20 protein-coding genes are annotated in these 22,281 nt (G+C 29.9%); 2 read left to right on the top strand and 18 right to left on the bottom strand.

Translation table 11 applies throughout. The features are described 5' to 3' along the window. Positions 1–5: 5 nt before the first annotated feature. The 16 genes from ACWW38_RS16935 to mraZ form a co-directional block, all read right to left on the bottom strand. Complete coding sequence (locus ACWW38_RS16935; protein WP_456258699.1) at positions 6–788, bottom strand: YlmH family RNA-binding protein; 783 nt, start codon at positions 786–788, stop codon at positions 6–8. A gap of 1 nt (position 789) precedes the next feature. Further along, on the bottom strand, positions 790–1,056 hold the full coding sequence (locus tag ACWW38_RS16930; RefSeq protein WP_456258698.1) for a YggT family protein: 267 nt from the start codon (positions 1,054–1,056) through the stop codon (positions 790–792). Positions 1,057–1,069: 13 nt separating this feature from the next. Continuing rightward, entirely contained in the window at positions 1,070–1,531 is a 462-nt protein-coding gene (locus tag ACWW38_RS16925; RefSeq protein WP_456258697.1) for a cell division protein SepF, read from the bottom strand. A gap of 13 nt (positions 1,532–1,544) precedes the next feature. Then, on the bottom strand, positions 1,545–2,216 hold the full coding sequence (locus ACWW38_RS16920; protein WP_456258696.1) for a YggS family pyridoxal phosphate-dependent enzyme: 672 nt from the start codon (positions 2,214–2,216) through the stop codon (positions 1,545–1,547). A gap of 14 nt (positions 2,217–2,230) precedes the next feature. Continuing rightward, positions 2,231–2,977, bottom strand: a complete 747-nt coding sequence (locus ACWW38_RS16915) for a DUF881 domain-containing protein (RefSeq protein WP_456258695.1) — start codon at positions 2,975–2,977, stop codon at positions 2,231–2,233. Between the two features lie 9 nt (positions 2,978–2,986). Beyond that, positions 2,987–3,328, bottom strand: coding sequence for a small basic family protein (locus tag ACWW38_RS16910; protein ID WP_456258694.1), 342 nt, complete (start codon positions 3,326–3,328; stop codon positions 2,987–2,989). Between the two features lie 11 nt (positions 3,329–3,339). Further along, on the bottom strand, positions 3,340–4,056 hold the full coding sequence (locus ACWW38_RS16905) for a DUF881 domain-containing protein (protein ID WP_456258693.1): 717 nt from the start codon (positions 4,054–4,056) through the stop codon (positions 3,340–3,342). 10 nt (positions 4,057–4,066) lie between these two features. Beyond that, positions 4,067–4,861: a cell division protein FtsQ/DivIB gene (locus ACWW38_RS16900; protein WP_456258692.1), complete on the bottom strand. Its 795-nt coding sequence runs from the start codon at positions 4,859–4,861 to the stop codon at positions 4,067–4,069. Between the two features lie 151 nt (positions 4,862–5,012). Continuing rightward, a complete protein-coding gene (gene spoVE / locus ACWW38_RS16895) occupies positions 5,013–6,122 on the bottom strand; it encodes a stage V sporulation protein E (RefSeq protein ID WP_456258691.1) in 1,110 nt (369 codons plus the stop codon). A gap of 24 nt (positions 6,123–6,146) precedes the next feature. Then, complete coding sequence (gene mraY, locus ACWW38_RS16890) at positions 6,147–7,124, bottom strand: phospho-N-acetylmuramoyl-pentapeptide-transferase (protein WP_456258690.1); 978 nt, start codon at positions 7,122–7,124, stop codon at positions 6,147–6,149. A 15-nt stretch (positions 7,125–7,139) separates the two neighbouring features. Further along, positions 7,140–8,513 carry a UDP-N-acetylmuramoyl-tripeptide--D-alanyl-D-alanine ligase gene (locus ACWW38_RS16885; RefSeq protein WP_456258689.1) on the bottom strand — a complete coding sequence of 458 codons (1,374 nt, stop codon included), beginning with the start codon at positions 8,511–8,513 and terminating at the stop codon, positions 7,140–7,142. After that, positions 8,514–9,965 (bottom strand): UDP-N-acetylmuramoyl-L-alanyl-D-glutamate--2,6-diaminopimelate ligase, encoded by a 1,452-nt coding sequence (locus ACWW38_RS16880; protein ID WP_456258688.1) that lies wholly within the window; start codon positions 9,963–9,965, stop codon positions 8,514–8,516. It lies immediately after the preceding gene. Between the two features lie 100 nt (positions 9,966–10,065). Beyond that, the gene (locus ACWW38_RS16875) at positions 10,066–12,255 is read right to left on the bottom strand and encodes a stage V sporulation protein D (RefSeq protein WP_456258687.1); all 2,190 of its coding nucleotides are present in this window, start codon (positions 12,253–12,255) and stop codon (positions 10,066–10,068) included. Between the two features lie 15 nt (positions 12,256–12,270). Beyond that, positions 12,271–12,768 carry a hypothetical protein gene (locus ACWW38_RS16870; RefSeq protein WP_456258686.1) on the bottom strand — a complete coding sequence of 166 codons (498 nt, stop codon included), beginning with the start codon at positions 12,766–12,768 and terminating at the stop codon, positions 12,271–12,273. 27 nt (positions 12,769–12,795) lie between these two features. After that, positions 12,796–13,725 carry a 16S rRNA (cytosine(1402)-N(4))-methyltransferase RsmH gene (gene rsmH, locus ACWW38_RS16865; RefSeq protein ID WP_456258685.1) on the bottom strand — a complete coding sequence of 310 codons (930 nt, stop codon included), beginning with the start codon at positions 13,723–13,725 and terminating at the stop codon, positions 12,796–12,798. Between the two features lie 13 nt (positions 13,726–13,738). Further along, the gene (gene mraZ / locus ACWW38_RS16860) at positions 13,739–14,167 is read right to left on the bottom strand and encodes a division/cell wall cluster transcriptional repressor MraZ (protein WP_456258684.1); all 429 of its coding nucleotides are present in this window, start codon (positions 14,165–14,167) and stop codon (positions 13,739–13,741) included. Positions 14,168–14,432: 265 nt separating this feature from the next. Here mraZ and ychF point away from each other — a divergent pair, with 265 nt between their 5' ends. Beyond that, positions 14,433–15,530, top strand: coding sequence for a redox-regulated ATPase YchF (gene ychF / locus ACWW38_RS16855; RefSeq protein ID WP_456258683.1), 1,098 nt, complete (start codon positions 14,433–14,435; stop codon positions 15,528–15,530). Positions 15,531–16,643: 1,113 nt separating this feature from the next. On the opposite strand, the gene ACWW38_RS16850 is transcribed toward ychF, so the two are convergent. Then, a complete protein-coding gene (locus tag ACWW38_RS16850) occupies positions 16,644–18,926 on the bottom strand; it encodes an AAA family ATPase (protein ID WP_456258682.1) in 2,283 nt (760 codons plus the stop codon). A 235-nt stretch (positions 18,927–19,161) separates the two neighbouring features. On the opposite strand from ACWW38_RS16850, the gene ACWW38_RS16845 reads away from it, so the two are divergent. Next, positions 19,162–19,575, top strand: a complete 414-nt coding sequence (locus tag ACWW38_RS16845; protein WP_456258681.1) for a hypothetical protein — start codon at positions 19,162–19,164, stop codon at positions 19,573–19,575. Positions 19,576–19,600: 25 nt separating this feature from the next. Here ACWW38_RS16845 and ACWW38_RS16840 read toward each other — a convergent pair whose 3' ends face one another. Beyond that, positions 19,601–22,147, bottom strand: a complete 2,547-nt coding sequence (locus ACWW38_RS16840; RefSeq protein ID WP_456258680.1) for a calcium-translocating P-type ATPase, SERCA-type — start codon at positions 22,145–22,147, stop codon at positions 19,601–19,603. Positions 22,148–22,281: the final 134 nt, after the last annotated feature.

The following is a 22,281-nucleotide window of genomic DNA, read 5'->3' as shown; positions in this document are numbered from 1 at the left end:
CATACTCATATGTATTTTTTTATTATAATCTTTTCTCTCTCTCTTTGTGTCTTTCCAATAGACTCCATAATTTTAAACTTACCGTATCCACGGATTGTAATAATAGAGCCTAATTTTACATATGTATCTTTTTCCACGATCTTTTCATAATCTAATAAAATCATTCCACTTTTGATCATGTCAACAGATGAGTTTCTAGAAACTCCACTTAGTGAAGAAACTACGCAATCAATCCTTAAGGAAGAAATCGTTACAGTTTTCTTTTCGAAATTAAATTTAGGAACTTTAATATCATTTATCTCTAACATTTCTATACTACATGGATTTTTACCAACTCTATCTAAATTATCTTTAATGTATTGATATATATCATTACAAATTGGAACAAAACAACTTTGACCTTCTAATATTAAATCTCCAAACTTTTCACGCTTAATTCCCTGTCCCATTAAAGCTCCTAGAAAGTCAGAATGTTTTAAATTTTTAAAAGCAGATTTATTATTGATTTTAATGAGACAAACTGGATATTCATAAGGGTTATCCTCTGTATCAGGAGGCAAAATAGAAATTACCCTTCTATCACTATCCTCTAGTACACCATATGTACCTATTTTACATCCTAAGTTATGACTAATGTTAGTTAATGCTTTCCAAACATTAGGTGGATAAAATTCATTAAAATATATTGGCCTATTTATTTTTTCATAAAGCATTATTTTATCGTAAATATTAGATAATAAAACTTTATCTTCATAATTAATTCTATTTAAAAATTCTTTTTTATTCATATTATAAGAATCCTAGTAATATAAATATAATACGTCGTAACATTGATAAAATAAATAGTCCAATTATAGGTGAAAAGTCTAATGGAAGATTTGGCATTAAACTATCTTGTATCCTTCTTCCTGGTTCTAAGAATGGTCCAGTGAAAATATGGATAAGCCTTGTAATAGCATTCTCACCTCTATATACCCAAGATAAAACTATATCTACAAGTATTAGAACTTCTAAAAATTGGAACAATAAGTTTACAGCATTCTGCAATAATAGCATTTTTTCCTCCAATCTATCTAGTCCAGTTTAGCAACCCTTTACTTGATAGCTCATTTTTGAGTTCATTAGATATTTCTACGTTAGAAGGTGATATAATATAAACACCTTTTTCTACTTCTTCTAGAGATCCTTCCAGTGCATAACTTGCACCAGCCATAAAATCTAATAACCTTTGAGCTGTTTTTGACTCAAGATTAGTCATATTTATAACTATAATTTTTCTGTTTTTTAGATTATCACATATTTCTATTACTTCATCATAATCTATTGGTTTAACTATTAAAATTTTTGCACTAGCAGCTGTATGTATACTAACTACTTTACCCTTTTGTTTCTTCGGATTAGTAGAACTAATTATATTGTCTATTTCTGGATGTTCTTGTTCAACATTTTCGTTTTCCATTTCTTCTATTTCATCTACTTCTTCTTCTAAACCTAAAAAATCCATAACCTTATTTACTATTTTACCTGCCATTTTTATATCCCTCCTAAATATTATTATATATTCTTTTGCCAAATATTCCTTCACCGATTCTTATCATATTTGAGCCTTCTTCCATAGCTATTTGATAATCACCGCTCATGCCCATAGAAAGGTATTCCATTGATATATTATTATACATCTTTTTTGATAAAGAATCATAGATTTCTTTCATATTTTTGAAATATTTCCTATTACTCTCTTCATCTCCTTTAGGAATTACTGTCATAAGACCTTTGACCTTAACATTTTTACAATTTTCACAAGCTTCTATAAGCTCTTCTAAATTTTCTAATAGAACACCTGATTTGTTTGGATCTCTGCCAATATTTATCTGTATTAATACATTAGCAATTTCATTATTCATAGAATATCTTTTTTCAATTTCTTTTAAAAGTTCAATATTGTCTAATGAATGAATAATAAATACTTTGCCTACTATATATTTTACTTTATTCTTTTGGAGATGTCCAATAAAATGCCATCTTACATCATTATGGAATTCATCGTATTTTTCTACCAGTTCTTGAACCTTATTTTCTCCAAAATCTCTTGAACCTGCATTATAAGCTTCTTCTAATTCATCTAAAGTTCTAGTTTTAGAAACTGCAATGAGCTTTACATTTTCAGGAATTTCATTAATTATTTTATTTATTCTAGCCTCAATAGACAATCTCATCGTCTCCTTACAAGTTATTTAGTTTTTTTGATTTTTATTTCTTTCACATATTTATAATCTATTTTTCTATCATTAGCTAATATCTTTACATTATCCTTTTTAGATACAGATATATTTATATTTCCTCTAATTTTTAAGAATGAAATATAGCCTCCATCGGCTACCATATAACTGTATAATTTTTCTTTATCACCTATTACCTTTATTTCAAAAGGGGCTGGTATCTTTACACCATCTAATTCTATAAACACTCCCCAGCAAAGAATATTAGATCTATCGGTAATTCTATGACCATTTAAAGAAATAGCTTCAGCTCCAGCAATTTTAAGCTCATTTATTAAATTAACTAGGTCACTATCATGTACAATTTGAGCCCACCAATCATTAGGGTCTATAACTTCCCCTTGAGATTGACTTGTTGCATCATTTAGTTCTATTTCAATTCCTTCCCCTTCAATGTCTATATAACCTAAAGCAATTTCATTGCCATATAATTCTTTATTTATTTCACTTAATACGTTGCTCTTATTATTAGGGTTTTCTTTATAGTTTTGTAGCTTTGAATAATATTGATAATATTTTTCAGATAATGTTTTAATGTCTTTATTAAGCTTACTAGTAGACTCATATGCTTCTTGATATTCTGCTGGAGTTAAGAATACTTCATTATTTACTTTCTTAAAGTTCATACTAGTTGAAATTAATATTCCAATTATTATACAAGCTATAAAAACAAATATAGTAGCTTCATTTGTTTTCATCTAATCACCTCACTGATGAGACCTTGCTTTTTCAAGCAATAACCTCCTTAAAGATGCGAAATTATTAAATATTCTTTCTCCAAAAACAATTATTGCTGCCAAATATATAGGCATTCCTAACTTATCACCTAAATATGTTAGTGCTGCTGCTAATACAGCATTCCCAAAAAAGCCTGAAATAAATACATCAGCCCTAAATTTTTTATCCATAGATGCCTTTAAAGCACCAAATACAGAATCTAGGCAAGCAAAAATTGCAACTGATATATAAGGAGAAAATTTCATAGGTATGTTAATGTTCCAAAACATCCCTATAATTGTTCCAATTAAAAGTCCGATAAATATAACCATCTATAACACCTCTAGTCATTTTTAATAGGTTTTGCATATTCAAATTTAAAGTTGTCATTGTATTTTTTTATTTCAATTTTGTCAGATACTTCATATTTTATGTTAAATCCATTAGATCCTGTATCTAGGACTCCTGGAAATTCTAAAGCTTTCTTTAAATTAGTTTTATTTCCTATTGCTTTTATTGTAATTCTTTTATAAGGAGAAATTCTCTCTTCATTTATAATAATATAATTACTAGCACTCCTTATGCCTGTTCTTGCAGTTATTCTTATATCGTTAATAGAAACTGCTTCGGCATCTGCAGCATTTAATTCATTTACTAGTTTGATTAAATCAGTGTCTATTATAGCAGGTCCTTCACTAGTATTACCGAAGAATTCATTTTGAGGTGTTATGTATATAATAACTCCTTCGCCTTCTACATTTACACTTCCAGTAAGAATTCTAGTATCTTCAAGTTTTTTTGCTATTTCTCGAGATATTTCATTACCAGTAGTAGCCGCCGTTTCATAATTTTTTATTTGTGTTTGAAGCTCATTTACCTTATCCTCTAAATTTTGCTTCTGCTTCTTTAGTTGTTCAACTTCTACTGTAATTTGTGCCACATTTCTTTTTTCGTCTAATTCTTTTCTTTGTTTCATTACAGATTTTAACTGATATGTAAGCATAAATCCTAGTAATATACATACCACGCCTACAGAAATTTGTGATCGCAATTTATTCATAAAAATCCTCCTAGTTATTTACCAAGAATACAGGATCTCCTTTATAACTTACATCTATGTATCCTTTTTTGCTTTGAAGACCATTGTGCATCATTACATTTATTGCTTTATTGTACTTTTCCTTCAGATTACTACTTGTCCCTAATTTTATCATCATATTCCCATAAAAAATTTTTATATCTGTTGCATCCTCTATATTTACAATTGAAGGTTCAGGTATACCATCTTTTAAGCTCTTTATTAGGTCAGTAATCTCGCCAATCAACTGTATTTTTCTACTATCTTTATCACTAATTATCTGCCCAACCTTATAACTGTCCTTATCAAAGCCTTCTAATTTAATTAATTTCATATTATTAATTTGTTGTTTTTCTTCTAATACAATCCCATCTTTCCCTACAATTAAATATTTATCCTCTTTTTTTATATAAAATATAGCCGTTCTCTCTTCAACAGATATATTTATTGTATTAGGAAGTTTTCTTTTTATTTCTACATTTAATATATACGAATTGGTAAGTATATTAGTTTTACTCCTATTTAAATTTAAATAAAATATATTTTTGCCTTTATTTATATTAGAAAGTTTTATAATTTCTTCTGAAGGAATATTTCTGTTGTTAACAATTTCTATGTTTTTAATATTAAAATAAGATAGTTTTAGACACAAAGTTATACTTATGGATAATAGCATTATTATAAGTAAAATACCCCTTCTTATCTTCTTTTTTCTCCTTCTTTTTTCAATAAGCTCGTTATTGCCTTTATCTTTTGTTTTAGTATTTATACTTAGGTCACTGCTCATATTCTAATCCTCTCAAATATTCAATTTTATACCTATATGATACCACATTATATATTAATATTAAACGTATTTAATAACTTTTTTAATTAAATTAATTTACAAGCATATAAATAAAGCATTGCCTTAGCAATGCTTTATTCTTATACTTACTCTAAGTAGTTTGCCTTGATATGTTTAACAATACTCCCATAGCAATTAAGTTAAATAAAAGAGAAGATCCTCCATAGCTTATAAATGGAAGTGGAACTCCAGTAACTGGCATAGACCCTGTAACAACGGCAATATTTATTATAGCTTGAATTGCTATTACTCCAGTTATACCTACAGCTAGCAGTGTTCCAAAGATATCCTTAGCTCTTATTGCAATCTTTATACCTCTCCAAATGAAAACAAGGAATAGACATATAATAGCTATACATCCAATTAGTCCTAGCTCTTCGCCTATTATGGAGAATATGAAATCATTGTGAGGCTCAGGTATGTAATAACACTTTTGCCGGGATTGCCCTAACCCCATTCCCAACATGCCGCCGGAACCTAGTGCCAATAGTGATTGTATTAGCTGGTATCCATCTCCTTTTGGGTCTTCCCATGGATTTAAGAAGCTCATAAATCTTCTCATTCTATATGACTCCAATACAGTAAAGGTTACTCCTGCAGCGAATACTAAAGACAGTACTAAAGTAATATCTTTTTTTCTACATCCAGCTGAAAATAGTACTATTACTGTAACTATCATTATTACAGAAGCTATACTTAAATTTTTTTCTAACAATACCATTCCTGCAAAAAAACCAGAAACTAATAAATAAGGTAAAATACCATATTTAAATGTCTTAATTTTTTCACCCTTTTGTTCAATACTTTTAGCTAAATATAAAACTACCATATACTTAGCTATCTCTGATGGTTGAATAGAAGATCCTCCTGGAAGGTAAATCCATCTCCTAGCTCCATGATTATCCGGGAAAGCAAAAACAGCACAAAGTAAAGCTATAGTAATAATCATCAGAATTCCAGTATACTTCTTAAACATATGATAATCTATCTTTTCTGTAATAATCATAAAGGTTATACCTATTATAGCCCATAGGCCCTGCTTTTTTAGAAAAAACATATCATCATAACCATAGGCTTTACTATGTAATGCAGTATATGAACTAGCACTATAAACCATTATAATTCCTATAGATACTAATATCATTATTGTTGCAAATAAAATAAAATCAACTTGACCCATTTTAACTTTGGGTTTTTTCATAACTTATCCTCCTATTTTAATTACTTAAAGGGATAAACCATTCATTTGCATTAATGATAAGAATCCAATTAAACTCAATATAACTGTAATTATTGAAAATACAGTTACAATTTTAGTTTCATGCCAACCACTTAGTTCAAAGTGATGATGCAATGGACTCATTTTAAAAATTCTCTTGCCAAACAACTTAAATGATGCAACTTGAAGTATTACAGATATAGTTTCAGCAACATAGATTCCACCTACTATTACAACTATTAGTGGCAATTTTAGTATCATAGCTACTACCCCAACTGCACCACCTAAAGCCAATGAACCAGTATCTCCCATAAAAATTTGTGCTGGATGAGCATTGTACCTTAAAAATCCTAAAAGCGCTCCTCCTACAGTAGCACAAAATATTGAAAGTGTATAATGACCTGTTGCATAGCTGACTACAGCAAAAAAAGTCATTACAAGTAAAGTTACACTTGTCGCAAGTCCATCTAATCCGTCTGTTAGATTAACAGCATTAGTTGTAGCTGCAAAATATACTATTATAAAAGGTACATAAAACATACCCAAATCCCAAGTTTTGTGAGTAAATGGAATTAATATACTGCTTCCGATTTTAGGACTATTATATGCATAAAAAGCAACTATAGCAGAAACAATAACTAATAGTAACATCTTCTGATAGGCTTTAAGTCCTTCATTCTTTTTATGAATTATTTTTAATAAGTCATCTATAAATCCTATAATTCCAAAACCTACAAAGGCAAACATAGCAAGAGTAGTTTCAGAACCTGGTTTTTTTAAAATAATAAACACCGTAATTATACATGATATTATAAATATAATTCCCCCCATAGTAGGAGTTCCTGATTTCTTCTTATGACTTTCTGGGCCCTCATCTCTAATATTTTGGCCAAATTTTAGCTTATGAAGCAGCGGTATTAATATTGGTCCTTGAAGAATAGATATAAAGAAGGCAACCAATACTGAATAGATCATTAAACTCATTTTTTTCTATCTCCTTTAGCAATTTTTCCCTTTGAGGCTATTTACTATAGTTTCAAATTTCATACTTCTAGAAGCTTTTACAAGTATAACATCCTTTTCTCTAAAATTATCCATTAAAAAATTTGAAGCATCTTCTATATTCTCAAATCCTTTAAATTTGTTATCTTGATTAAGTCCTTCCCTATATGCTTCTTTAAATTCTCCAACAGCTATTAGTAAGTCTACATTCTTATTTTTAGCATACTCAGCAACTTCTTTGTGAAACTTATAGGAATCAACCCCAAGCTCTCTCATAGTACCTAGAACAGCAATTTTTCTACTACCTTTCACGGTATCTAGTACTTCTAAAGCAGCTTTCATAGAATCCGGACTAGCATTATAAGAGTCATCAATTATAGTAAATTTCTCTCCTTTTACAATGTCTAATCGCATAGACGTAAAACTTAAGTTTTTTATTCCTCGTTTTAGTTCATTATTTTCTATATCCAAAGCCTTTCCCGCTGCAATTGCTAATAAAGAGTTTAAAATGTTGTGTTTCCCTGGTACCGGAACTATAAATCGTCCCTCTTCACCATTATGTCCAAGTGAAAATTCAACATGTTCTTCATCCACTAAAATATCACTTGCCTGTACATCTGCATCTTCGTTAAACCCAATCTTAACTACCTTATACTCCTTTTCGGAAATAGTAGATAGTAAGTCATTTTCATCATTTATAATAAGTATATTATCATTGCCAAAAAAATCTGTTATTTCCATCTTAGCTTTTAGGATGTTTTCTCTAGTTTTTAAATTTTCTATATGAGATATACCTATATTAGTTATTATAGCTACATCTGGCCTAGCTACCTTTGCAAGCCTATGAATTTCCCCAAAGTCACTCATTCCCATCTCTAGTACAGCAGCATCATAGGTATTGTCTAATTTAAATATCATAAGAGGAAGCCCAATTTCGTTATTAAAATTCCCCTGTGTTTTAAATACTTTTAATTTTGAACTTAAAGCTGCAGCTGTCAAATCCTTTGTAGATGTTTTACCAGTAGATCCTGTAATCCCAATTATTTTTACACTTAATTTGCTTCTATAATACTCAGCTAAATCTAAAAGTGCCTTTCTTGTGTCCTCTACTAGTATAATAGATGTATTATCTTTTAAATTTGAATCTCTAAATTTGATTTCATCTACTATACAAAGATTGGCACCATTGCTGCTAGCCTGTTCTACATAATCATTGCCATTAAAATTCTGTCCCTTTAAAGCTATAAATATACTATCTTTACATATTTTTCTTGTATCTGTGCTCAAATTATTATATTTATGTTTGTCAGCATTTATGTATACTTTTCCTTGTACAGCTTTAACTATTTCTTCAAAGTACAATATCTCCACTTAAAACAACTCCTTTATAATGTCAGATATTACTTCTCTTTCATCAAAATGAATTACTCTATCTTTTAAAATTTGATAGTCTTCATGGCCTTTTCCTGCAACTACTATTACATCATCCTTTTCGGCCATCTTCATTGCTTCCTTAATAGCTTCTCTTCTATTTTCTACAACAACATAATTATCTTTTTTTATTCCACCTATAACATCTTGAATAATACTCATTGGCTCCTCACTTCTTGGATTATCTGAAGTTATTATTGCCACATCTGATAATTCTGAACCTATATTTCCCATTATAGGTCTCTTTGTCTTATCTCTATCTCCCCCACATCCGAATACACTTATAAGTCTTCCCTTTGTAAATTCTCTTGCAGTCTTTAATATATTCTCTAAACCATCTGGTGTATGTGCATAGTCAATAATAACATCAAATCTAAGGTTATAGTTTTTAGTTGCAATTTCACATCTTCCTGGCACTACAACATTTTCTAGTCCTTCTTTAATTAACTCTAGTGAAACCCCCTCACTAAGGCAAGCCCCTGCACTACATAAAGCATTATAAACATTATATTTTCCTGGTATACTTAAATTAATATGTACATTTTCTCCTTTAAATTGTAGATCAAATTCTGCTCCCCTAGAGTGGTTTTCGATATTTTTAGCAACTAAGTCACCTAATCCTTCAATAGAATATGTAACTATACTACTGCTTTTAGGAATGTCCTCTATCATCTTTCTACCATAAGTATCATCAATATTGATTATTGAATTATTGGTATTCTCAAATAAACTTAATTTAGCTCTATAATAATTTTCAAAAGTCTTATGAAAATCAAGATGATCCTGGGTAAGATTTGTGAATATTGCTTGAGAAAAGTTCAATCCATATACTCTATTTAGACTCAATGAATGCGAGGAAACTTCCATAATACAATATTCAATTTCCCTATTTTTCATTTCATTAAATAGACTGTGAAGCTCTAAAGATTCTGGCGTAGTCCTATCTGCTTTTAATTTCTCCCCACCAATATAATTTGCTATAGTACCTATTAAACCTGTTTTATATCCAGCACCTTCAAGTATTGATTTAATCATATAGGTAGACGTAGTTTTTCCATTGGTGCCTGTTATTCCTATCAGTTTTATATCTCTAGATGGGTTTCCATATAGATTGGATGATACTATTGCTAAAGCTTTTCTTGTGTCATTAACTTTAATAACTGTACAATCCAAGTTTGCGTTTATATCCTTACTACAGATTATCGCCGTAGCACCTTTGCAGACAGCATTATTTATATAATTATGTCCATCTACATTAAATCCTTCTATGCAAACAAATAAATCCCCACTGTCTATTTTTCTTGAATCATACTGAACTTCATTTATTTCAATTTCAACCTGTCCAGTAACCACTTCATATTCTAAGTCCTTTAATAATTCTAAAAGTCTCATAACTTCACCTCTTAATTTAACAAATTAATGTGATTAGCATAAATGCTAATCACATACTATTTTTTATTATATTCTGTAGCTATTTCCTCCAAAAACTATTTTAATCTCCAATTTCATTGAGTGTAAGTGTTACTACAGTAGTACCTCTGTTAACCTTTTGTCCGGCACCGATACTCTGTTCAAAAACAATTCCCTGCCCAATTATCTTAGTCTCAATTCCAAGACTCTTGAGGAGTTCAACGGCTTTTTCTTTATTATACCCTTTAAGATTTGGAACTACCACTTCCTTATTATAATTTTTTGAGTCTCCAGTGTAAAGTAGTATTTTGCCTCCTTCATTTACTGAATAGCCAGGTTTAGGAGTCATATCTACTATATACTCTCCATCTTTATCTATTTCATAGTTCAATTTATATTCCTTTAAAACCTTTATTGCATCATTTTTGCTAAGTCCTCTTACTTCAGGTATAACTACATTTTTTAATAATACTTTTTCTCCATCATTACTACTTAACGCCATATAATTAAAAATATCAGTAAATAGTTGTTTTGCAACAGGTGTTGCAATTTGTCCTGCATAATAGTTAGATGGATCTGGTTCATCTATTGAAATAAACACTGTAACCTTTGGATCATCTGCTGGAGCCATACCTCCAAAAGAAGCTATATATTTTCCAACTCCATATTTACCATCAACAACCTTCTGTGCAGTACCAGTTTTTCCTGCAATACGATATCCTTCAACAAAAGCCTTTTGACCTCCTCCTTCAGATATAACTTTTTCAAGATAACCTCTTAATCTTGCCATTACATCTGCATCTTCAACTTGCTCCTTTGGAATATCTTTAAAATCTTTATCAACTACTTTTTGATTATTTTCATCGTAATGAACTATTTCTTTAGCCACATGAGGTTGTATTAAATATCCCCCATTAGCTATAGCATTTAAGGCTGTTATATATTGTATACCTGTTAAAGTATTAGTCTGACCAAATGAAATAGTTGCTAAGTCCGTTTCGGTAATTGAACTAGTCTTCTTAATTATACCCTTTGCTTCTCCTGGAAGATCTATATTTGTTTTTTGACCAAGACCAAACTTTTGGATATGCTTGTTTAATTTTTCTGCTCCAAGCTTTCTTCCTAAATCCATAAATCCAACGTTACATGAATTTTTAAGGATGTCTACAAAGGTTTCAGTCCCATGACCTGTTCTTTTCCAGCAATGAATAGTTCTTTTACCAACAGATACACTTCCACCGCAAGTAATCTTATAGTTCTCCTCATCAACTACTTTTTCTTCCATGGCTGCAGCAGCTGTAACCACCTTAAATATAGAGCCGGGTTCAAAAGTATCACTGACAGCTCTATTTCTCCAATTTTTTTGAAGTTCTTCAAAACTCTTTCCTTCTTCCCATGGTGAGTTAGGATTATAATCAGGTTTATTTGCCATAGCTAGCACTTCTCCATTTTTAGGATTCATAACTATTATGGTAACAGCTTTAGCTTTATTATCTTTTAATGCTTGATCTGCTGCCTTTTCAGCGAAATGTTGTATCATTTCGTCAATGGTAAGTACAACATCTTTTCCTGGTATTGGCTTTGTATATTCTGATATAGTATAAGGAAGTTCCTGACTCTTATTGTCCGTTTCAGCAATTTTAACTCCCGGTACTCCTGCTAAGTACTTATTATAAGTAAGTTCAACACCTGTAAGCCCCTCTCCATCGGCTCTTGTATGTCCTAAAACTTGTGCTAAAAAATTATTATTAGGATAGTACCTTTTAGTATCTGGTGATACTATAACTCCCCTTAATTTTTTACCATTAATCTCTATGTTTCTAACCTTGTCCGCTTCTTCTTTTTCAATTCTTCTTTTTAGTGTAGCTGATCCAAGTGGTAATCCTCCTGGCAAAGTTTTCTTTAAGATTTTAGATACTTCTTCTTTATCCATTTCCACAGCTTCCGCCAATTTAGCTGCTATTTCATCATCAGTCATTTTATTGTCATCTCTAGTTTTTCTTAAAGTGTTCATATCTAGATCCACTCTGTATACATTTGCGCTTACCGCAAGCTCACTACCGTTTCTATCGAGTATTTTCCCTCTTCTTGCCTCAATTTTCACATCACTTGTCCATTGATCAGTGGCAATGGCTTTATATTTCTGTGATTTGAATATCATAAGATATGACAATCTACCTACTAGGCCAAAAAACAAAAGCAAAAGCATGCTAAAAACAACCAGCATCCTTCGCTTTACTATAACTTTATCCCTATATTCCCTTTTAGCCACACTAATTTACCTCCGTTAATATAGAATCTTTTTTAACTTGGAAATTACACTATCACTTTTATTTTCCCCTTCTTTAGCAGTGTCCTTAAAGTTATTTTTATCTAGATCTATGTATATAACATTCATTCTGCTTTTAGGAATCATATTTAATTTACTATTTGCATTTTTTTCAATAACTTCTATATTGCTATACTTCAAAAGTCCAATTCTTATGTTTTCATTGTCAGCATTAACAGATGCTATTTCTTTTTTTACATTTATGATTTCTTTTTCCATATTATAAATCAATGAATATCTATAAACTAATGTTATTCCTATAGCAAATAGTATTAAAATATTCCTTAGAACCTTGGCTTTCTTATTTATTGACTTTTGTTTATTTATTTTTATATGTTCTCTTTTTAACTTTTCTAAATCTCTATACTTTTGTTTTTCTGTATGTTTAGAAGGTATGTGTTGGGGTACTAAAGCATTGCTACCATTTATAGTATTTTTATTATTTGTTACTATCACTTTATTCCCTCCATTCTAAATTTAGAACTATATTTTCTCAGCTACTCTCAGCTTTGCACTTCTACTTCTTGAATTAACTTCCTTCTCTATTTCAGAAGGTTCAATAGGTTTTCTAGTAATAATTTCAATAACAGGTTTTTTCCCACACACACACACTGGAAATTCTTTTGGACACTTGCACGGATCTTCCAATTCTTTAAACTTAATTTTTACTATTCTATCTTCTAATGAGTGGAAAGTTATTATAGAAAGTCTTCCCTCTTCATTTAGATTTCTTATACTATCTTCTATTGCTTTATTCAATATCTCTAATTCACTATTAACTTCAATTCTTATAGCCTGAAAAGTCTTTTTAGCTGGGTGTCCATTCTTTTGAAATTTAAGTGGAATGGATTTTCTTATAATTTCTACTAATTCAAAAGTTGTTTCTATTGGCTTACTTTGCCTTTGATTTACTATGTTATTAGCTATTTTTTTTGCAAATCTTTCTTCTCCATAGTTTTTTATAACTCTATAGATTTCTTCTTCACTATAATCGTTTACTATTTCATAGGCTGAAAAACTATTCTCACTGTTCATTCTCATATCAAGAGGTGCATCTTTCATATAACTGAATCCTCTTTCTGCTGTATCCAGCTGATAAGAAGAAACCCCTAAATCCATTAAAATACCATCAACTTTACTAATATTAAGCTCTCTTAAAATATCATCTATATTGTAAAAATTGTCATGTACATACGTTACATTATCGTAATCTGCTAACTTTTCTTTAGCAGCTTTTAATGCATTAGTATCCTGATCAATTCCTATAAGACGTCCATTTTTTGATAATCTCTTGATTATTTCACTTGAATGTCCTGCCCCACCTAGGGTACAATCTACATAAATTCCATCTTCTTTTATATTTAAGGATTCTATAACTTCATCTAATAATACCGGTATATGTTTAAATTCCATGCTTTTCTCCTTTTTAAATACCTAGTTCACTCATCTTTTCTGCTATTTCATCAAAGTCCATATCTGAAGCATTGTATTCTTCCCATTTTTCTTTGCTCCAAATTTCAATTCTAGTCATTACTCCAATACTTACTATTTCCTTATTTATTTGTCCATATTCTAAAAGATTTTGCGGTATTAAAGCTCTTCCTTGCTTATCAATGTTTATTTCATTTGCTCCTGAAAAAAAGAATCTAACAAAAGCTCTGGCATCTTTACTGGTAAGTGGAAGCTGCCTCAACTTTTTCTCTAGGGATTTCCATTCATCCATTGTATATAGATATAAGCATCCATCTAATCCCTTTGTAACAACAAAGTTTTCCCCTAGCTCTTCTCTAAATTTTGAGGGGATTATCATTCTATTTTTGCTATCTAACGAATGTTTATATTCTCCTATGAACATACTTGACACCCCTATTAAACATTTAGCTCCACTTTACTCCACTTTTAACCACTATTTTTATTATTCTATATAAATTCTAAAATTCCTTCTAAAAATTCTCTGTTTTAATTAAAAATTTAATAATTATTAAATTTATAACTTAACTTTTTGAATAGCTCCCTGGAAATTACTTTCTCTATACTAGTAACTTCCTTGAAATGATAATTAATCTAGAGTATAATTTATTAAGATATTATACTAAACAGAAGGAAAGGAATGTACATAGATGAAATTAGGAATTGTTGGTCTACCTAACGTTGGGAAAAGTACTTTATTTAATGCCATTACTAAAGCAGGAGCAGAATCTGCAAACTACCCATTCTGTACAATAGAGCCTAACGTAGGAGTTGTAAGTGTTCCAGACAAAAGATTAGATGTACTAGAACAAATATATAATCCAAAAAAGAAGATATATGCCACTGTAGAGTTTTATGATATTGCAGGCCTAGTTAAAGGTGCAAGCAAAGGCGAAGGTCTTGGAAATAAATTTTTATCTCATATAAGAGAAGTTGAAGCTATAGTTCATGTAGTTAGATGTTTTCAAGATGATAATATAGTACACGTAGAAGGTTCTATAGATCCTATTCGTGACATTGAAACTATAAATTTAGAATTAATATTATCTGACCTTGAAGTTTTAGAAAGAAGAATAGAAAAAGCTGTTAAATCTGCTCGTGGAGGAGTTAAAGAGGCTAAAGCTGAACTAGAAGTTATGGAAAAAATAAAAACTCATCTAGAAGCTAACCTCCCTGTTAGAACTCTTGAATTTACAGAAGATGAAGAAGTAATTGTTAAAAATCTATTTTTAATAACATCAAAACCTATATTATATGTAGCTAATATTTCAGAAGACGATCTTATGTCCGGAAATTCTGATAACTCTTTTGTACAAAAGGTTAGAGAATATGCAAAGGTAGAAAATTCAGAAGTAATAACAATATGTGCTAGAATTGAGGAAGAACTATCTTCTCTTGAAGATTCAGAAAGAGATGAATTACTTTCTGAATATGGTCTTACAGAACCAGGCCTAGACAAACTTATTCGTTCAAGTTATTCATTACTTGGCTTAATGAGTTTCTTAACTGCAGGTAAAGATGAAGTTAGAGCTTGGACTATAAAAAAAGGAACAAAGGCACCTAAAGCTGCTGGTAAAATCCATACTGATATTGAAAGAGGCTTTATAAGAGCTGAAATTATCTCCTACGATAAACTTATAGAATGCGGTTCTGAATCAGCTGCTAAAGAAAAAGGATTTTATAGACTTGAAGGTAAAGAATATATAATGCAAGATGGAGATATAGTAAACTTTAGATTTAATGTTTAGTAATATAAGTATAGTGCAACAAAATAACGGCATGTAAGATTACTTGGCTAACGCATATATGTATCATTGAGAAACCTTCAGTTCATAGAGTAGTACTAAAGGCTGCTTTATTTAAAAATCTTACCCCGCTCCATTCGACGTCCTGTCGAGGAGCGGGCTGTGCTCGTCCTTGAGCACAATTACAGATTTTTAAAACATCAGCCTTAAGTACTACTAGCTATTTCTTCAAAGTTTCTTCAATTGATACATATATGCTAGCCAGTAATCTTACATGCCTTAATTAGTTACAACTAGTAATTACTATAGTAAATACTGAAATGACTTCAAAAAGCAAAATGATAATTTTGCATGGCGTAGCCACACTGTAAAGTTACTAAGTAAGTATTATTGAGTAAAACTTAAAAAATTATTATAAATAAATGCGATAGCATGTTGACGTTTTGCAAAACAATCTATAAACAAATCATCTATAAGATATCCTACATTTTATTCAATTACTAGCAAGTTCTTTTAACCTGTTATCTTTATACTAACATCTTCATTGATTCCAACTATTTCCTTAATAGTTATACATTTTCGAAATAATTTCATATATCCTAATTAATTGCAATCATAAAATACTAATATAACCTCAACAGGCTTCGCCTAAAACCCTGGCACCCTATGGGATTAAGCGCTTTGCCCTTTTCTAATAAGTCAGTTAATATAATACTTACATCGGTTAATAAATTAGCTATAGTCTAAATAGTAATTAATACTACAGTTCTTAATATATGTTTTGTGTAAGTAATAGCGACCTTGTTTTACATAATTTAAGGTACTAAAAGTTAGAATGCGTATAATTCATTAAGAGAATTTTGAGCAAGTTCTAGAAGTTCTTAGTTTGTGAATTTAAAAATTACCGTAATTCCAACCTAGGACTGGTTGGAGCCAGGTCTGCAGCAGGACGCTGCATAGGACTGGGTAGGAAATTTTTAAAGGCACAAACTTAGAACTTCTTAACGCAGCGAAGATTCTCTGTTGAATTATACACCTTCGATTTTTAGCACCTTATTTTGCAGTTACCAAGGCCGCTATTTTGTAGCACTTTACTTATATTATTAAAATAGGCTGTTAAATTATTTTTTTATTATATTTTTTTAGTTCTCTCTTTATAGCATATATAACCTCTTCATAATTTGCCATTAAAACTTTAGCTGCATCCCTTACATTTTTCATAGCATAAATATGAAATTTTCCTTCTTCAATTGCCTTTTCTACTTCGCTGCTTAAAACCAAATCATTTTTATTGGAAAAAGGAATTAATACACCTTTGTTCTCAAATCCATCAGTACATTTACATACTTTAAAAAATCCCTCTATTTTTTCATTAACTCCTCCTATAGGCTGTATCTCTCCAAACTGGTTTATTGAACCTGTTACTGCGATATTCTGCTTAATAGGAATATTACTTAAAGAAGATATCATAGCAATAAGCTCTGCAACAGAAGCACTATCTCCATCAACTTTTCCATATACTTGTTCAAAACTTAAATGAAAATTAATAGGTATCTTACTATATTTTCCCAATAACTCACTTATAAAGCCTTTTAATATATTAACTGCTTTACTATGGATATTTCCACTTAAATCACTTTGCTTTTGAACATCTATAATTTCTCCTTCTCCCTTGTAGCAGGAGCAGGTTATCCTTATAGGTTTGCCAAAACTAGTATATCCTGCATCAATTACAGAAAGTCCATTAATTTGGCCAACTTTTTTATTTTTTACATCCAGTAGTATCTTATTCTCTTCATAGTATTCTCTAATTTCTCTTTCAATTATATCTTCACTGTATGCCACTCCTATAATATCTTCTCCTGTAATTTTATCTCTCTTTTCTCTTTCTACTTTATTATTAGATAGTAATAAAATTTTACTTAATTCCTCATTATCAATAAGAAGTTTATTTCTATCTTCAGCCTTTCGGGACATAAATTTAGCAACTTCTTTGATTGCGCTACTATCTAAGGACTTTAATCCATTAGCATTGCAAATGTCTACAATATTTTTCACTAATGAACCTTTTGTATTTTGATTTATAGCAACAATTGGATTAAACTGTGCCTTTATTTTAAATATTTTTTTGAAATCTTCATCATAGTTATACAATATATCATAAGTTTCATAATCGCCAATCATAATTATTTTTAGGTTAACATTAATAGGTTCTGGATCTAAACTACTCAATGCAAATAGTTCTACATATCCTTTATTATAATTAAAATTAATCTTACCGCTTATTAATGTTTTCTTTAAGTTATAATAGGCTGTTGGATTTGACAATAGGTTATTAATTCTAATTATTAAACATCCTTCATTTGCCTTAAGAATAGAACCACTTTTAATTAAAGACATGTCTGTAACATAAGTTCCATTTTGATTTTTATAATCTATGCTTCCTAAAAGATTTATTACATTAGGATCTTCTTCAAATATTACTTGTGGATATACATTTTTACTGTTATCTACTAAAATTTTAATTTCATATCTATTTATTATCTCATTAATTTTTTCTTCATCGTCTTCATATACTATAGAATAATTTTCTACTATGTCCTCTTCTATTTCATTACACATGTCATTTATAAACTTCACAGCATCAGGATCATCACAAAAAAACTGTTCATACTTATCTTTTATTTCTTTACACTCTATATCAAAATAATCAATCATTATCCTTTTTATTTTTTCTATTTCAACTATTTCAATTTCTTTTAACTGCTCTAAGATTTTAATGGATTTTAGTTTAAGCTCACTAACTTTTCCTAATATTTCTTCTTTTTTTTCAGTTTCTAAAGAATCATATTCCTTTTCAGTCATTGCTTCTTCATTCTTTACAGGAATAAAAGTAAATCCTTTACTTGTGGACCTAATTTCAAATCCATAATTATGTGCACTATCCATAAGTTCTGTAACTAATTCGTTTCTCTTTTTTTGTATATTTTCTATTATCTTTTCTTTTTCCTTATTAGTAGAACTATTGTAAAAATCATATATAATTTTAAAATAGTTATCCTGAATGTCTTCAATAGCTTCTTTTAGAATATGCCCTCTTCCATTGGAAACATATATAGGAAAAGGGTTATTTTCATCTTCCTTTACAGCATAGCATATATCTTTAGGTCTATCTCTATCTTTCAATATTTCACTTATATATTCTCTAATGTTTTCCAACTTTATTTTTGAAAAGTCATCTATTAAATAAACATTATATCCCTCTTCATTTATATCTAGTGCAGTTTTTATTTTTTCATAAACTTCTCCCTCATATTCAGGTAAACTAAATTTGTCTCTCTTTAAGTCAATATCATCAAATTCAATATTATATTTTATATCCTGGGACGATATCTCCATAGTCTTATCCCTCCCTTTCCTTGCACTTATTATATTAATATTCTTAATTAACTAATTTAGGAACAAGTTTCATCATAATATTTTCTACTTTTGCTTGTCCCTACATGTATTTAAGATAATAGGCTAAACTATAATTAGTTGTTTTAAAAAAAAAGATACTGTGATATAATAAGCCTTAGTTATAATTGTCATTTTTTTATTTGTTATAGAAATTATATGTAAAGGAGTCATTTATATGGGTTTTAAAGAAAAACTAACTGAACATTATACTAATTCTTATTTAAAAAAATACGGCGACAGAATTACTCAAGCTCAAGGTAAAGTAATTTCAGTAAAAGTTGAAGAAAAGGCCATCTTATGGATTTTTCATAAATTAACTGTTACCATATTAATAAAACCTGAAAGAAGCAAAAACATACTAAAATGTGTTTATAAGAAAAATAAATGGTTTAAGAAGCCTGAATTTATAACTGTATCACAAGGTCATTCTGTTGTAATACAAGGACTGAAGGGTATTAAAGGTAAGGCTAATAGCGAGTTAATTCAAATACTAAACGTTATGAATATGACCACTAAAAAGCATCTAGTTCCAATTGAGGGAGACGCCGTAAAGAAAATTCAACAAGCACAAAAAATTAAATACAGATAAAAAAAACGTTGACTATGTCAACGTTTTATCTTTTTCTTGCAAATAGATATAGACTATTTATAAAAGCTATTGATCCTGAGAAGAACATAATTATTACCCATTGAGCTAAGTTCAAAGGTACAGTATGGAATACTCCTTGTAAAAAAGGAATGTATATTATTGATAATAACATAGAAATAGATACTAATACTGCTCCCACTAAATATATATTAGTGAATAATTTAATTTCAAAAATAGAATGACTTTCAGATCTGCATTCGAATACATGAATTAATTGAGACATTACTAATGTTCCTAAAGCTAGTGTCCTACAGGTTTGCAAATTCATTCCATAGTACTTTCCGGATAGAAAAGCAAGTACAGTGCATACTCCAATTAAACTTCCCCTTAAGAGTATTTTCTCTTTAAGGCCCCTTGCAAATACGCTTTCATTCTTGCCTCTAGGTCTCCTTAGCATTATATCACTATCTGGAGGATCTACACCTAATGCTATTGCTGGCAGTCCATCAGTTGCTAGGTTTACAAATAAAATTTGTATTGGAAGAAGAGGAGTATCTAAATAAAATAGAGATGCTAGAAACATTGTAAGAACTTCTCCTAAATTACATGATAATAAGTATCTAATAAACTTTCTTATATTATCATATATAATTCTTCCCTCTTCTATAGCTGCCACTATTGTAGCAAAGTTATCATCCAAAAGTATCATAGATGATGCTTCTTTTGTAACATCCGTACCAGATATCCCCATAGAAACTCCAATATCTGCTTCTTTTACAGCAGGAGCATCATTTACTCCATCGCCAGTCATTGCTACTATGTTATTTTTCTTTTTAAAGGCTTTAACAATACGTAATTTATGTTTAGGACTTACTCTTGCAAAGACTGACAATTTATTTATTCTACTTATTAACTCTTTTTCTGATAACTTGTCTATCTCTTCTCCTACCATTACTTCATCTTCGTTTTTACATATACCCAGCTCTTTTGCTATGGCATATGCTGTATTTTTATGGTCACCAGTTATCATAACCGGCCTAATACCGGCCATTTTACATTTTAAAACAGCTTCTTTAGCTTCAGTTCTTGGTGGATCTTTCATTCCTGCTACACCAATAAATATTAAATTCTCTTCTAAGCCATTTCCTTTTACTACGTTATCATCTTTGTATGCAGCTGCAATACATCTTAATGCATTATAAGACATCTGTTCCACCTGCGTTACTACTTTCCTTTTATATTCTAAATTAAATGGAACAACTTTATTATCAATTAAAATATATTTACACCTTTCTATGATTCTTTCTGGTGCACCTTTAACATAGCATCTTTTTCTGCCTGATTCTTCTACTATAACTGACATCATCTTTCTAGTTGAATCGAAGGGTATTTCATGAATTCTATTTGTCCTATTTAAAAAATCTTTTAAACTTTTACTATCTTTAAAGAACGCCTTTATAAGCGCTGTTTCTGTTGGATCACCTAATAAAACTTTTTCAAATTTATTCTGTTTAAAATCATATCCACAATCATTGCAATATACAAAAGCTTTCTTTAAAATATCCAAATTAGCTTGCCTATCCTTATTTATCTCTGTCATAACGTTATTATAAAATACTTTTTCAACTGTCATATTATTTTGTGTCAGAGTACCAGTTTTATCACTACATATAATAGATGTACATCCTAATGTCTCTACTGCTGGAAGTTTTCTAATAAGTGCATTTCTTTTTAACATTCTTGATACGCCTAGCGCTAAAGCCACAGTAACTATGGCAGGCATTCCCTCTGGAATAGCGGCTACAGCAAGGCTAACACCTAATAAAAACATTTGATACTTATCTTGTCCCCTTACTATCCCCATCAGAGTTACAACAATACATATAGCAATACAAATAACTACCATTACTTTACCTAAAAAAGCAAGTTTCTGTTTTAATGGAGATTTTTCAGTTTCTATGCTATCAAGCATATTTGCTATTTTGCCCATTTCAGTTCTCATTCCAGTCTTAACTACTTTAGCTAACCCTTTACCCTTAAGTATAATAGTCCCCATATATATATTATTACTTTTGCCTTCACAGGTTTTCTCTACTCCTACAGATTCTCCAGTTAATAGAGATTCATCTACTAATATACTGTTTCCTTCTAATATTATACAGTCTGCGGGAACCCTATCTCCACTTTCTAATATAATTAAGTCCTCTGGCACTAAAAGCTCTGCATTTATTACTTTAACTTGTTCATTTCTAATAACTTTTGCCGTAGGTGCAGCTAAGCTTTTCAATGCCTCTAGTGATTTTTCTGTCTTATACTCCTGTATAAAACCTAATACAGCATTCATTATTACTATAATAACTATTGTTATTGCATCTGCTTTCTCCCCCATAAAAAATGATAAAGCAGTAGCTGCAATTAAAACCCATATGATAAAATCATTAAACTGCTCTAAAAATATCTTTAAAGAAGATATTTTTTTTCTTTTCTCTAGTATATTTAATCCATATTCTTTTAGTTTTTTTTCAGCTTCAGCATTTGTAAGGCCTTTAATCTTATTTTTTTCCCTAATCATGTTCCTCCCCCTATCATTTACGCTATCATTTAATTCTCCTTATCCTTAAGCCTCTAAAATAATATATGAGTAGTACATGCTATCTTATGAAAAAATTATATTTTTTTATAAAAATAATAAAATCCATTGATTTT

This window comes from Clostridium sp. JNZ J1-5 (genome assembly GCF_053901425.1).
The sequence above is the reverse complement of the archived record's forward strand: the minus strand, read 5'-3'. Positions and strand labels throughout refer to the sequence as shown.

Excerpts from the sequence above, each read along its gene's own strand:
- ACWW38_RS16915 (WP_456258695.1), bottom strand. The coding sequence starts at position 2,977 with ATGAAAACAAATGAAGCTACTATATTTGTTTTTATAGCTTGTATAATA.
- ACWW38_RS16925 (WP_456258697.1), bottom strand. The coding sequence starts at position 1,531 with ATGGCAGGTAAAATAGTAAATAAGGTTATGGATTTTTTAGGTTTAGAA.
- spoVE (WP_456258691.1), bottom strand. The coding sequence starts at position 6,122 with ATGAAAAAACCCAAAGTTAAAATGGGTCAAGTTGATTTTATTTTATTT.
- ychF (WP_456258683.1), top strand. The coding sequence starts at position 14,433 with ATGAAATTAGGAATTGTTGGTCTACCTAACGTTGGGAAAAGTACTTTA.
- mraZ (WP_456258684.1), bottom strand. The coding sequence starts at position 14,167 with ATGTTCATAGGAGAATATAAACATTCGTTAGATAGCAAAAATAGAATG.
- ACWW38_RS16905 (WP_456258693.1), bottom strand. The coding sequence starts at position 4,056 with ATGAATAAATTGCGATCACAAATTTCTGTAGGCGTGGTATGTATATTA.
- ACWW38_RS16910 (WP_456258694.1), bottom strand. The coding sequence starts at position 3,328 with ATGGTTATATTTATCGGACTTTTAATTGGAACAATTATAGGGATGTTT.
- ACWW38_RS16930 (WP_456258698.1), bottom strand. The coding sequence starts at position 1,056 with ATGCTATTATTGCAGAATGCTGTAAACTTATTGTTCCAATTTTTAGAA.
- mraY (WP_456258690.1), bottom strand. The coding sequence starts at position 7,124 with ATGAGTTTAATGATCTATTCAGTATTGGTTGCCTTCTTTATATCTATT.
- ACWW38_RS16850 (WP_456258682.1), bottom strand. The coding sequence starts at position 18,926 with ATGGAGATATCGTCCCAGGATATAAAATATAATATTGAATTTGATGAT.
- ACWW38_RS16900 (WP_456258692.1), bottom strand. The coding sequence starts at position 4,861 with ATGAGCAGTGACCTAAGTATAAATACTAAAACAAAAGATAAAGGCAAT.
- ACWW38_RS16840 (WP_456258680.1), bottom strand. The coding sequence starts at position 22,147 with ATGATTAGGGAAAAAAATAAGATTAAAGGCCTTACAAATGCTGAAGCT.
- rsmH (WP_456258685.1), bottom strand. The coding sequence starts at position 13,725 with ATGGAATTTAAACATATACCGGTATTATTAGATGAAGTTATAGAATCC.
- ACWW38_RS16935 (WP_456258699.1), bottom strand. The coding sequence starts at position 788 with ATGAATAAAAAAGAATTTTTAAATAGAATTAATTATGAAGATAAAGTT.
- ACWW38_RS16880 (WP_456258688.1), bottom strand. The coding sequence starts at position 9,965 with ATGAGACTTTTAGAATTATTAAAGGACTTAGAATATGAAGTGGTTACT.
- ACWW38_RS16845 (WP_456258681.1), top strand. The coding sequence starts at position 19,162 with ATGGGTTTTAAAGAAAAACTAACTGAACATTATACTAATTCTTATTTA.
- ACWW38_RS16920 (WP_456258696.1), bottom strand. The coding sequence starts at position 2,216 with ATGAGATTGTCTATTGAGGCTAGAATAAATAAAATAATTAATGAAATT.